General features: G+C 62.6%; 8 protein-coding genes and 1 pseudogene. 8 read left to right on the top strand and 1 reads right to left on the bottom strand.

The annotated features are described in order from the left end of the window. The first annotated feature begins 23 nt into the window (after nucleotides 1-23). From mapR to F6X59_RS15075, 3 genes are all read left to right on the top strand, one after another. The gene (gene mapR, locus F6X59_RS15085) at nucleotides 24-1,433 is read left to right on the top strand and encodes a GntR family transcriptional regulator MpaR (RefSeq protein WP_152956893.1); all 1,410 of its coding nucleotides are present in this window, start codon (nucleotides 24-26) and stop codon (nucleotides 1,431-1,433) included. A 56-nt stretch (nucleotides 1,434-1,489) separates the two neighbouring features. After that, nucleotides 1,490-3,109, top strand: coding sequence for a PAS domain-containing sensor histidine kinase (locus F6X59_RS15080; protein ID WP_152956892.1), 1,620 nt, complete (start codon nucleotides 1,490-1,492; stop codon nucleotides 3,107-3,109). A 63-nt stretch (nucleotides 3,110-3,172) separates the two neighbouring features. Next, nucleotides 3,173-5,236 (top strand): PAS domain-containing protein, encoded by a 2,064-nt coding sequence (locus F6X59_RS15075; protein WP_152956891.1) that lies wholly within the window; start codon nucleotides 3,173-3,175, stop codon nucleotides 5,234-5,236. A 10-nt stretch (nucleotides 5,237-5,246) separates the two neighbouring features. Here the strand turns inward: F6X59_RS15075 and F6X59_RS15070 are convergent, their stop codons facing one another. Continuing rightward, the gene (locus F6X59_RS15070; protein WP_152956890.1) at nucleotides 5,247-5,993 is read right to left on the bottom strand and encodes an SDR family oxidoreductase; all 747 of its coding nucleotides are present in this window, start codon (nucleotides 5,991-5,993) and stop codon (nucleotides 5,247-5,249) included. A 166-nt stretch (nucleotides 5,994-6,159) separates the two neighbouring features. Between F6X59_RS15070 and F6X59_RS15065 the strand changes: the two are divergent. The 5 genes and pseudogenes from F6X59_RS15065 to F6X59_RS15045 all read left to right on the top strand — a co-directional run bounded on the left by F6X59_RS15065 (nucleotide 6,160) and on the right by F6X59_RS15045 (nucleotide 12,980). Next, nucleotides 6,160-8,716: pseudogene (locus F6X59_RS15065) on the top strand (type VI secretion system Vgr family protein). Further along, entirely contained in the window at nucleotides 8,713-10,728 is a 2,016-nt protein-coding gene (locus F6X59_RS15060) for a DUF3274 domain-containing protein (protein ID WP_152956889.1), read from the top strand. The pseudogene F6X59_RS15065 and the gene F6X59_RS15060 overlap by 4 nt, the downstream one beginning before the upstream one ends. Continuing rightward, on the top strand, nucleotides 10,725-12,407 hold the full coding sequence (locus F6X59_RS15055) for a DUF2875 family protein (protein WP_178120094.1): 1,683 nt from the start codon (nucleotides 10,725-10,727) through the stop codon (nucleotides 12,405-12,407). Before F6X59_RS15060 ends, F6X59_RS15055 begins: the two co-directional genes overlap by 4 nt. A 2-nt stretch (nucleotides 12,408-12,409) precedes the next feature. Further along, nucleotides 12,410-12,679: a PAAR domain-containing protein gene (locus tag F6X59_RS15050; RefSeq protein ID WP_152956888.1), complete on the top strand. Its 270-nt coding sequence runs from the start codon at nucleotides 12,410-12,412 to the stop codon at nucleotides 12,677-12,679. Between the two features lie 112 nt (nucleotides 12,680-12,791). After that, the gene (locus tag F6X59_RS15045) at nucleotides 12,792-12,980 is read left to right on the top strand and encodes a hypothetical protein (protein ID WP_178120093.1); all 189 of its coding nucleotides are present in this window, start codon (nucleotides 12,792-12,794) and stop codon (nucleotides 12,978-12,980) included. Nucleotides 12,981-13,184 lie beyond the last annotated feature (204 nt).

Genomic DNA, 13,184 nt, shown 5'->3' with positions numbered 1-13,184 from the left:
TTCACCTTGCCTGCCGAGCCCCCATGAAACGCTACGAACGCTTCGCCGACGACATTGCCGAACTGATCCGCTCCGGGGTGCTCGGCCCAGGCCAGCGCGTGCCTTCGGTACGCTATGCCAGCCAGACCCACGGTGTCAGCCCGTCCACGGTGTTCCAGGCCTACTACCTGCTCGAACGCCGCGGGCTGATCCGCGCACGGCCGCGCTCGGGCTACTTCGTCAACGCCCATGCCCCGCGCCAGTTCAGTGAACCGCAGGCGCTGGAGCCACTGAGCGAATCGACCGAGGTGGACGTCAGCGGCCTGGTGTTTTCCATCCTCGACTCGATCAAGGACCCGAGCACCGTGCCGTTCGGCTCGGCCTTCCCCAGCCCCGAACTGTTCCCCTTGCAACGCCTGTCGCGCTCGCTGGCCAGCGCCAGCCGGGCCATGGACCCGCGCATGGTGGTCACCGACCTGTCGCCGGGCAACCCGCAACTGCGCCGGCAGATCGCCCTGCGCTACATGGTCGGTGGGCTGATGCTGCCGATGGAAGAACTGCTGATCACCAATGGCGCACTGGAAGCCCTGAACCTGTGCCTGCAGGCGGTCACCGAGCCCGGCGACCTGGTGGCCATCGAGGCGCCGGCCTTCTATGCCTGCCTGCAGGTACTGGAGCGGCTCAAGCTCAAGGCCGTGGAGATCCCGGTGCACCCGCGCGAGGGCATGGACCTGGCGGTGCTGGCCCAGACCCTGGACAAGCACCCGGTCAAGGCCGTGTGGTGCATGACCAACTTCCAGAACCCGGTGGGCGCGAGCATGCCCGAGGCGAAGAAGCAGGCGCTGGTCGAACTGCTGCGCCGCCACCAGGTGCCGTTGATCGAGGACGATGTCTACGCCGAGCTGTACTACTCGCAACAAGCCCCCAAACCGGCCAAGGCCTTCGACACCCAAGGCCTGGTGATGCACTGCGGCTCGTTCAGCAAAAGCCTGGCACCGGGGTATCGCATCGGCTGGGTGGCCGCCGGGCGCTTCGCGCAGAAGATCGAGCGGCTGAAACTGATGACCTCGCTGTGCGCCTCGATGCCGGCCCAGGCGGCCATCGCCGACTACCTGCAACACGGCGGCTACGACCGTCACCTGCGCAAGCTGCGCTACGCCCTGGAGGGCCAGCAGGCCAACATGCTGGCGGCCATCGCCCGCCATTTCCCGGCGCAGACCCGCGTCAGCCAGCCTTCCGGCGGCTACTTCCTGTGGCTGGAATTACCTGAGCAGATGGACGCCCTGAAACTGTTCCACATGGCCCTGGCCCAGGGCATCAGCATCGCCCCGGGGCCGATCTTTTCGCCGACCCGGCGCTTTGGCAACTGCATTCGCCTGAACTACGGCACACCGTGGAACGAGGCCGCCGAACAGGCCATGGAAACCCTGGGGCGCATCATCCGCTCGTTCTGAAGGAAGGCCAGCACAAGTGCAGCTATAGTTGTGCGACCCACACGCTGGATCGCCCCATGCAGCCTGACGACTCGCCCCCTTCCACACAACAACTGCAGGAACGCATCGACCAGGCCCAAGCCAACAGCAAGTTGCTGGGCGAGCTGGTCGATCACAGCCAGGCCAACGTCTTCGCGGCCGATCGTAACCTCCGCCTGCTGGCGATCAACCGCACCGCGCAGGAAACCTTCAAGCGCCTGCGCGGCTTCGTGCCGCAGGTGGGCGACTACATTCCCCAGTTCATTGCCAACCAGCCCGACATCGTCAAATGGCTGGAGCCGGTCTGGCCGCGCGTGCTGGCCGGCGAGGCGTTCACCGACACCATCGCCCTCGGCCCGCCCAATGCCCTGCGCCACTACGAAATCAGCTACAACGCCTTGCGCGACGCTCAGCAGCGCATCCAGGGCGGTTACCTGTTCGCCTACGACATCAGCGAACGCGTCGCCGAACAGGAGCGCGTGCGCAAGATCGAAGAGGCCCTGCGCCAATCGCAGAAGATGGAAGCAGTCGGCCAGTTGACTGGCGGTATCGCCCACGACTTCAACAACCTGCTCGGTGGCATTCTCGGCGCCCTGGAAATGGCCGAACAACGCCAGGCCGAGCAACGTTACCAGGACACCAGCCGGCTGCTCGGTGTTGCCCGGCAAAACGCCCAACGTGCCGCCGCACTGGTACAGCGCCTGCTGGCCTTCTCGCGCCAACAGACGCTCATGCCACAGCCGGTGGACGTGCAGCAGCTGGTGGCCGGCATGCACGAGCTGATTGCCAGTTCGCTCGATGCGCGCATCACCTTCATTGACCAGACCCAAGCCGGACAGTGGCTGGTGCAGATCGACCCGCACCAACTGGAAAGCGCACTGCTCAACCTGTGCATCAATGCCCGCGACGCCATGCCGTTGGGCGGCACGCTTGCCATCACCAGTGAAAACACTCAGCTCGATGAGCTGCAGGCACGCGCGCTGGACTTGACCGGCGGCGCCTACCTGCACGTCAGCGTCTGCGACAACGGCGTCGGCATGCCCAGCGAGGTGCTGCAGAGGGCGTTCGAGCCCTTCTATACCACCAAACCACTGGGCCAGGGCTCGGGCCTTGGGCTGTCGATCGTGTATGGGTTCGTGCGCCAGTCCGGCGGGCAGTTGCGCATCGTCAGCGAGCCGGGGCAAGGTACCTGCATCCACCTCTACTTGCCACGGGCTTCCTGTGAAGCCAACGAACCAGCCAGTGTGCCGCCACAGGTGCCAAGCGAGCAGTCCGGCTCAGCGCCGCAGGTGGTGTTGCTGGTGGAAGACCAGGACACCCTGCGGCTGCTGATCAGCGAGGTGCTCGAGGACCAAGGGCACCATGTGCATGCTTTCAGCGACGGCCGCTGTGCGCTGCAAGCTATGCAGAGCGGCTTGCGCCCGGACCTGCTGATCACCGACATCGGCCTGCCGGGCGGCATCGATGGCTACCAGGTCGCGACAGCCTGCCAGAAGTTGTCCGGCACCCTCGCCGTGCTGTACATCACCGGCTATGCCAGCAATCGGGTCGATGCCAGCCCTGGCCAGCACTGCGCCGTACTCTACAAGCCGTTCGATCTGGCGACCCTCAACCGGCAGGTTGCGCAGCTGCTGGAAAATCGCCACTTGTCGCTGTAGCCCGCTATGCGCCCGCGTTGCGTACGGGTAAAGTCTGGCCATTCATTTCTGTCGGACGTCGCCATGCCCCACCGCGACCTGCTCGCCCTGCATCAGGAAATCGAAACCCTGCGCCAACGTAACGCGCACCTGGAGAGCCAGCTGCTGCAACACGCCGATCAGGACCAGAACATCTATCGCTTTCTGTTCGACACCATGGACGAAGGCTTCTGCATCATCGAGTTCTTCGACGGCCCCCATGGCCCGCTCAGCGACTATGTGCACATTCTTGCCAACACCGCCTACGCCAAGCATGCCGGCATCCCTAACGTGGTCGGGCAGAAACTGCGCGAGATGGTGCCCGACGAGGCGGACGACTGGGTCGCCCGCTACGGTGAAGTGCTGCGCACCGGCGAGCCGCTACAGTTCGAGCAGGAGCTGGTCGCCACCGGCCATGTGCTGTCGGTGACCACCTTCCGCGTGGAGCCGGCAGAGCGCCGCCAGGTCGCGGTGCTGTTCAAGGATGTCACCGAGCGGCGCAAGGCCGAGCTGGCCCTGCAGCAGCTCAACGAAGAGCTCGAACAGCGGGTCAGTACGGCCCTGGCCGAGCGCCGCCTGTTTGCCGAGCTGGTCGACCATAGCGTGGTCAACGTGCATGTGGTCGATAGCAACCTGCGCTGGCTGGCAGTCAACCGCCAGGCCAAGCACGATTTTCATGCCTTGTACGGCCATACGCCGGAAGTCGGTGAATACCTGCCGGCGGTGGTGAGCAACCACCAGCTGACAGACGATACGCAGATCATGCCGATGTGGCAGCGGGCGCTGGCAGGCGAACAGTTCACCGAGATCGGCGCGTTCGGGCCACGCCACTATGAACTGCGTTTCAACGCCTTGCGCGACCAGGACGACAACGTGCAAGGCGCCTATCTGTTTGCCTACGACATCAGTGAGCGGGTCGAGGAACAACAGCGCCTGGCCAAGGCCGAGCAGGCGCTGCGCCAGGCGCAGAAGATGGAGGCCGTGGGCCAGCTCAGCGGTGGCATCGCCCACGACTTCAACAACCTGCTGGGCAGCATCATCAATGCTCAGGAGCTGATGCAACAACGCCTGAGCCAGCAGCGTTACGAAGAACTGGAGCCTTTGCTGGCGCTGTCCAGCGGCGCGGCGCAAAGGGCTTCATCGCTGGTGCACCGGCTGTTGGCCTTCTCGCGCCAGCAGACCTTGCAACCATGCTCGACCGAGGTCTCGGCATTGGTCAATGGCATGGAAGAACTGATACGCCGCAGCATCGGCCCTTCGATTACCTTGCGCAGTCGCTTCATGGCCAGGCTGTGGCCGACCTTCATCGACCCGCCGCAACTGGAAAGCGCCCTGCTCAACCTGTGTATCAACGCGCGTGACGCCATGCCGGGCGGCGGCACCATCGATATCCAGGGCGACAACCTCACGCTCGACAGCGAGCAGGCGCGCCCGCTGGAACTGGCCGCCGGGGACTATGTGCGGCTGAGCGTGGCCGACAGCGGTCATGGTATGAGCGCCGCAGTGGCAGCGCGGGCCATCGACCCGTTCTTCTCCACCAAGCCCTTGGGCCAGGGCACCGGCCTGGGGTTATCGATGACCTACGGTTTTGTGCGCCAGTCGGGGGGCCAGCTGCGCTTGCTCTCCACCCCCGGCGCGGGCACAAGGGTCGAGCTGTACCTGCCGCGCCATCACCAACAACCAGGCGTGCCCCCTCAGCCCTTTGCGCGCAAGCCGTTGGCCAGCAGCGCGGGCGGGCAACGCATCATACTGGTGGAGGACCAGGCTGCGCTGCGCCTGGTGGTCGGCGAAGTGCTGGAAGAACTGGGCTATCAGGTCGAGGCCTTCGAGAATGGCTCTGCCGCACTGGCGCATATGCAGCAGTGCGAACAGCCCGACCTGCTGCTGAGCGATATCGGCCTGCCCGACGGCCCCAATGGCCGCCAGGTGGCCGAGCGTTGCCGGCAACGGTTTCCGCAGCTGAAAGTGCTGTTCATCACCGGCTACGACGAGAGCGCGGCGCTCAGCGATGGCCAGCTGCTGCAGGGTACCAGCGTGCTGACCAAGCCCTTCGAGCTCGAAGCGCTGGCCGAGCGGGTCCGTCAGCTGCTGGCGGATGAGCTGCCCTGACAGGCAGCCCTCAGCGCCCGCCGCCCAGGTCGATGAAGCTGCCGGTAGAGTACGAGGCCTTGTCCGACAGCAGCCAGAGGATCGCCTCGGCCACTTCCTCGGCACGGCCGCCGCGGCCCATGGGCAGGCCGGGTTCGAGCTTGGTCACGCGGTCGGGGTCACCGGACAGGGCATGGAAACCGGTGTGGATGTAACCCGGTCGCACGCCATTGACCCGCACGCCCTCGCCTGCCACTTCCTTGGCCAGGCCGATGGTGAAGGTATCCAGCGCGCCTTTGGAGGCGGCGTAGTCGACGTACTCGTTGGGTGAGCCCAGGCGCGCCGCGACCGAAGACACATTGACGATCGCCCCGCCTGCCCCGCCGTGGCGGCGGGCCATGCGCAGCAGCGCGTGCTTGGCGCAGAGCATGGGGCCGACGACGTTGGTCTTCATCACCTTGAGCAGGCGGAACTCGGACATATCCTCGACGCGGCTTTGCTGGCCGATGGTGCCGGCATTGTTGACCAGCGCGGTCACCGGGCCGAGTTCCTGATCGACGCGATGGAACAGCTGGATCACCTCGTCTTCGACGCTGGCGTCGGCACGCACGGTGATGGCTTCGGCACCGAGGGCGCGGACCTGGGCGAGGATGCTTTCAGCGGCCTGGTCGTCGGCGTGGTAGTTGATGCAGATGCGATAGCCCTCGCGGGCGGCCTGCAGGGCGGTGGCGGCACCGATGCCACGGCTGGCACCAGTGATGACGATGACGTTGTGCATGGCGATTGATGGATCGTTGAGGGGCGAAGGCCCGACAATAGGTGAAAAATCCTGACAATGGAATGACCGTCACGTCTTGACAAACTATGGCGCGCCCCGATGCGGCCGACCCTGCTGAAACCTGTGCTACCTTGCGCAGCTTGTTTCGAAAAGGAATAAGACGTCGATGGAATTGACGAACATTTTTGCACCGCAAAACCGCCGTTTGATCAAGCTCACCACCCCCATCCAGGACGACCAGGCGTTGTTGCTGGAACACTTCAGCGGTAATGAAGGGTTGTCCACGCTGTTCAGTTTCCGAGCTGGCGCTGATCAGCCAGGATGCCAGGCTCGAACTCAAATCATTGATGGGCCAGCCCGCCCTTCTGCAGATCGAACTGGCCGACGGCGGCGTGCGCCCTATCCATGGCCACATCACCCGCTTCAACCTGCTGGGCAGCGACGGAGGCCTGGCGCGCTACAGCGCGACACTGAGCCCCTGGCTGTGGATGCTGTCGCGCCGCGTCGACTCGCGGATCTTTCAAGAGCAGACCATCGAAGCGGTCATTCGCACGGTGTTCGAGCATTACGGCGGGTTGCGCCAATTCGAGTTTCGCCTGTACAAGCCACTCAAATCCCACAGCTACATCACCCAGTACCGCGAAACCGACCTGAACTTCGTCTTGCGCTTGCTGGAGCAGGATGGTCTGTTCTTCTACTTCGATCACAGCCACGACGGGCACAGCCTGATCATCACCGATCGATTCCAGGGCCTGGAAGCGCTGCCCGAACAACCGCGAATCCGCTACCACAGCGCCTTCGTCACCGAGACCAGTGATTCGATCACCCAGTGGCGCAGCCACCGGGCCTTGCAACCGGGCAAGATGGCCATCCAGACGTTCGATTACAAGCAGCCCAGAAATCCGTTGTCCGTCGACATGGTCAGCCTCAATGAGCAAGGCGACGCCCCGCCCTACGAGGTCTACGATTTTTTCGGTGCCTACAGCCATGGCCTGCGCGATGAGGGCGAAGCGCTGGTGCGTCGCCACCTGGAGATCATCGAAGCCCAGGCCAAGACCTTCACCGGCAGCAGCAACTGCCGGGCCATGCGGCCGGGCTACAGCTTCGAACTGACCCAGCACTTCGACCATGAACGCGGCCCGGCAGACGCCCGCCAGTTCCTGCTGGTGTCGGTCGCGCATCAGGGGCGCAACAATTACTTCTCCGATGAGCCCGCAGGTTACGACAACCAGTTTGTCTGTATTCGCCAGAGCATCCCTTACCGCCACCCGATCAGCGTGCCGCGCCCCACCATCAACGGGCCGCTCAGTGCGATCGTGGTCGGGCCGGAGGGCGAAGAAGTCTTTACCGATGAGCTGGCGCGTATCCAGGTCAGGTTCCACTGGCAGCGCGGCGACAGCCTGCCGCAGGGCACCACCTGGGTGCGGGTAGCGATGCCCAGCGCCGGCAATGGCTTCGGCCATCAGTTCTTGCCACGTATCGGCCAGGAAGTGCTGGTCACCTTCCTGGCCGGCGATATCGACCGCCCGGTGGCCACCTCGGTGCTGTACAACGCCGACCACACGCCGCCGCGCTTCAGCAAAGCCTCAGGCCTGCCAGGCAACCGCACGCTCTCCGGCATCCAGACCCAGGAGCACAAGGGCCGCGGTTTCAACGAGCTGTTGTTCGACGACACACCAGGCGCCCTGCGTGCCCGCGTCGGTACCACGCACCACGCCACGGCACTCAACCTGGGCAAGCTCACCGAGCCACGCACTGACGGCCAGGCCAAGGCCCGAGGCAACGGTGCCGAACTGCGCACCGATGCCGCGATTGCCCTGCGCGCCGCCCAGGGCCTGTTGCTGACCACCTACGCACGGCAGGACGCCACGGGGGCGCAGCTGGACCGCGAAGAACTGCTCAAGCTGCTGGCCGAGTGTGGCGAACTGTTCAAGAACCTCGGGCAAACGGCCGCCGCACGAGGCGGTGCAGCCATGAACAGCGAGGGTATCGACGCCTTGAGTCAGGCCCTGAACCAGTGGCCTGCGCCCGACAGCGATAGCCCCGGCGAACCCGTCATGGCCGTTGCGGCAGAAGCGGGTATTGCCAGTGCCACACCGCGCTCGCAACTCCACTACGCCGGCGCCAACCACGACACCACCGCCCAGGACCATCTGCAGTTGACCAGCGGCGCCGCCATGCGCCTGCAGGCCGGCAAGGGCATCAGTGCCTTCGCTCAGGATGAAGGCATCAGTGCCATCGCCAACCGCGGCAAAGTGCTGGTCCAGGCTCAGGAAGACGACATCACCGTCAATGCGCAGAAGAACCTGCACCTGTCAGCCGCCGAAGGCGAGGTAGTCGTCACCGCACCCACCATTCGTTTGGTGGCCGACGATGGCAGTTACATCAAGATCGGTGGCGGCGTCGAAATTGGCAGCCAGGGCAAGGTGATCGTCCATGCCAGCGAGCATGACTGGGTCGGCGCTAAAACCGACAGCGCCCAGGTGCCGGCCTTCACCCGCGACCCGGCGGCACAACGCCTGGCCTTCCACTACCCGGGGCATGCCGACGACAGCGTGCGGATGGCCGTAGACCACGCCTACCAGATCAAGCTTGAAGACGGCAGTACCGTGCAAGGCCTGACTGATGCCAGCGGGCTCACCGAACACGTCGAGCGCGAGGCGATGCACCAGGCACAAGTGGCCGCGCTGCGCAGCACCAGCAGCAAAGGAGGCAGCCAATGAGTGGCGATCAAATTACCGTGGCTGAAAGCGTCACTCGGTTGGTGCCCAACTTCAGCACCGAACGCAAAATGGAAGTGCCCGCCGACCTGCCAGGGGTGGTGATTTTCTTGCACGGTGTGAATGACCCGGGGGCTTCCTACGAGTCGGTGGAGACAGGGTTGTGCCAAGGGGTGAACGAGCGTTTGGACCGGCCTGATCTGAAGCCGGGGCGGTACGGGGCTGACTACAGTGCTGCAAGAAAAATCCCGACTGAGGAACTCGGTGAGGATCACAAAGCCACACTCGACGACCCAGACACGTTCCTTTATCAGCGAGATGCGGACGACCCCAAAACCCGCAGCCTGATGATCCCGTTTTACTGGGGCTATCGCGCTGAGCCTGGCGAGATCAAGCGCGATAAGAACGACGACCCGACCAAACTGCGCGGCCAATACCAGGACGTATTCGAAAACCGTCTGGACCGGCATTTCGCCAAAGGCGGCGGGTTCTTCGCCAATGCCACCAACAACCTGCTGGAGATGTACAGCCCAGGCTTTGCCAAGGTTATCCGGCATCTCGCACAACCCATGCTCTCCAACACCCAGTACATGGGTAAAGGGCCACACCGGCGTTACTTTGTGCTCGCAGCAACGCGATTGGCCATGTTGGTCAGTGAGATCCGCCGTGTATCGCCTGATGAAACCATCACCATCATGGGCCACAGTCAAGGCACCTTGATTACCCTGCTTGCGCAAGCCCTGTTGATCGACAAGGGCCAACGCTGTGCCGACACCGTCATCATGGTGGACACGCCTTACAGTGTGCTGCCCAAAACCACCCCCAAAGGCCATGACACGCTCGCCACATTGATCAACATCGCCACCGCAGTCACCCAGGCGCCCCACGCCCAGCCGCCGCTGTCCGCACTCAGGGACAGCAAGACCTACGGCGGTCGCACGGGCCCCAAGTGGTCACCCATACAGGGCTCGCGCAAGGACAAGGTAGGTAACTTCACCGTTTTTCCCGAGCGTGATAATCGCGGCAAGGTTTACCTGTACTTCTGCCCGGATGACACCACGGTCGCCCTGGACGACGTGCATGGCATCGGTACGTATGGGGTACCCAATGCCTTGCCGGACGGCAAACCGGCGATGGCGGCGTTGCAGTCCGTGCGGTTTTACCAGCGCCTGTGGACCAAGCGTCATCGCGACGGTCAGCCGGTCCTGGTCGGCGACGCCATACAACAAACGGTGCTGCGTGCCAAAGGGGAACCCCGCTACCCTGGCGGGTGGTCAGGCGGCGCCATCGCCTCGCAAGCGCCAATAGCAAAAGGTGAAGAAGTGCTGATCAATGCCGAACCTTTGACTCCACCCCATGCTCCTAAGCTGTTTGGCGGCGAGGCAAAGGAGGGCACACCCACACAGGCAGGCATGGACAGCCCCGATGACGTGAGTATCCGCTCCGCGCTGGGCAATCCGAAAGCCCGCTTCAAATGGTTCAAGGTGCGTACCAGCCCTCATCGCGTGAACTCGGATGCAGAACTGGCCCGGTGGAACGCTGGCAAAGAGCCCGGTGACCAAACTTCAGCCATAAGCCAAGCTGCCGTGCATCGAGGCTCAGAGGTGAAGGAGTACGTCATTTACCGTGAAGAAACGCCTAATGAAATTCAGAAGCGGATGCCTGAAGATCCGAAAGAAAGGGAGGCAAACAGCTACCACTCGGCTGTTCTGCGCAGCCCGGAAAACCAGCGCTGGGTAACGGCGATGGATATTGCTATCGGCCAGGCTCACAGCCTTGATGATCCGGATATGCGGGAGCTGTTGGTTGCGATTGCGGATTGGAAGTTGGATAAAGCGACATTTATGGAAATCATTAAATTGCCGGGGTGGGCAAGACTGAGTGGGGAGGCCCAAGCATTAGTGACTGCCAGTTCTCTGTATTATGAAGAAGGCGTATTCCCACCTTCTGGTCTGGTATCGCTTACGCCACCGTCCCTGGTAGTCACAGCATCCGAACAAGGAGTTGGCCGATGAAGGACACTCCGCCCTCCCCTCAGACGCGGCCCAACCTTAAACCTTATCTGTGGATCGCCGGGGTACTCCTTGTGCTCTGGATCAGCTTCATCTGGATTGTCCAACTCAAAGCACAGGAAACTAACATGGTACTTAGGGACATGAAACCCGTCCTAGCCTGGGGCGTTGCTGCGATTGTCGGCCCGCTACTGATGATCTTTGGCACTCACTGGTGGGGCAATGCCCTGGCAAGTGAGAAGGCAGAGTTTGCCAATTATCGAAACCAGATGGAGCTCAGAAACGCTGAACAGCAGGCCACCCAAGTCCGCACCTACGCCTTGGAAATTCGGGGAGTCGGACTTGGCATTTACACAGATGGCCAGTCCAAAATCTGGCAGTTCATAAAAAAGAAGAACGACAATTTCGCATCGATTTACTCGCAGGACGCGAAAGACTACAACCCGTCATTAACCTCCAGGAGAAACTCTGCAGGCATCAAAGTCCGTATCGCATTCAAGAACTCGGCAGGTGAGGCTGTAGCGTACTGGCCAATTCCGGCGTTTGCGCTGGGACCGCCCGCCCCCTACGACAACGCCGACAGTGCAGCAGGCCTGATCAACTCAGGCCGTAACGCCGCGACCTTGGGCGTTACCCAGTTTTTGTGGCAAGACAATGAAAGCACGACGCATGCTCAAGGCATGATCGAGCGACTGTTCACGTTTTTTGACGATAACCCGAAGGTGCCACAAGCCTTGATCGCAAGTGAGGATGGTGACGTGACGCGAAACGGCTATCGCAAACCCGGCACACCGGGATTGCAAAATGGCCACGTGGTTCCGACGATCTACGAAAGCATGACAGGCCTGCTGGTCACACGTTCGGACCGAGTGGACCGCTACATTCGTCCCTTCGTCACTCGTAACGCCGAGGACAATCAGGACAAAAAAACTGACTTTGGCAAGTTGTGGGCGTTTTATTGGGACCGGAGCAAGGCCTTTGGAGATTGGTATGTAGCCGCCGAGCATGCCAAAGGCAATAAAGTACTATTACCACCCGGCACCATGTCCACCGCCTACTGGCAAGCGCAACTACCTAACTTGTGGAAAACCATCGACAACCGCGGCCCAGGCCATTTCGAACCGTCCCCCTGGCTGCCCGTGCGTTGGGCCGAACACCAACTGAAGGAGTTCGACGCAGCGCCAGTGCTGGGTTACCTGCACCGTCCGATCAAGGTCTCGATGCAGGACGAACAGGGCAAGCGCCTCAAACCCGCATTGCAGGCCAAGGCCTTGCAGGCGGGTTGGCTCAAGGCCCTCGATACCCTGCCCGCTGGGCAAAAACCGGTGCGCGTGTTCTACGACACCACTAACAACGCTGAAGCAGAAATCGCCCTGACCAACGCCCTGCACAGCCTCAATACCGACGGCCAAGGCCTGGACGTGGGCAATGTCGACGAAGGCTATGACATAGGTCGGCGCCTGGGCAATACCGGGGTCAGCGGCGCACTGGTGGAAATCAACCTGGCCACCATCGCCAGCTACCTCGATGGCGGTGCCAGTGCTGTGGTGTACGCCGGCAGCGACGGCAGCCTCACCGTGCAGATGATCAGCCCGCCAGATGAGGCACGCAAAGCGAAGAACCAGCAGAACCGTGGCGCTGACCCGTTCAAGTATGGCCTCCCCAGTATCGGACGATCCTAGGCATGAACCCTCCCATCTGTCTGGGCGACCCCACCAGTAGCGGGGGCAGCGTGCTGTCATGCCAGCTGGCCGGCACCCACACCGTCAACGGTAAAACGCCAGCGGTGTTGGGCGACAAGGCCAGTTGCCCGCTTCACCAAGGGGTTTTTGCCTTTATCGAAGGGCATCCAAGCCGACGCCTGAACGGTAAGCCGGTGGTGCTGCAAGGCCATCGGCTGGCATGCGGGTGTCACGGCGTGGCCAGCCATGCGCTGAGTGTGAGCGTCGAGTAGTCACGAGCTTCAGGCCGCCCCGCCTCAAACATCATCAGCTGTCGCCAGAGTGCTCATTGTGCTCTGGCTCAGCTTCATCTGGATTGTCCAAGTCAAAGCACAGGAGACCGGCATGGTACTTCGCGACATGAAACCCGTCATGGCCTGGGGCGTTGCTGCGATTGTCGGCCCGCTACTGATGATCTTTGGCATTCATTGGTGGGGCAATGCCTTGGCAAGTGAGAAGGCAGAGTTTGCGAACTATCGAAATACGACTTCACAAGCCGTGCTGTCGAACACGCGCGCGGCTTTTGGCTTTTAGATCAGGTACGCATTCATTTGCGATGGTGGCGCACAGTCACCTTTCCGCCCTTCCGGCGGGTTACTTTGGTCTTGGCCAAAGTAACCAAAGCCGCCCGCTCCCATCATCCGGCCCCTACGCTACGCTCCGGGGTCCCCTCACTCCGGCCTTGCTCCCGGGAGGACCGCGCTGCAGGCCCCATCCTGGGGCCCAGCGCTTGACGGG

Source organism: Pseudomonas sp. MN1F (genome assembly GCF_009391885.1).
GTDB lineage: Bacteria > Pseudomonadota > Gammaproteobacteria > Pseudomonadales > Pseudomonadaceae > Aquipseudomonas.
The sequence above is the reverse complement of the archived record's forward strand: the minus strand, read 5'-3'. Positions and strand labels throughout refer to the sequence as shown.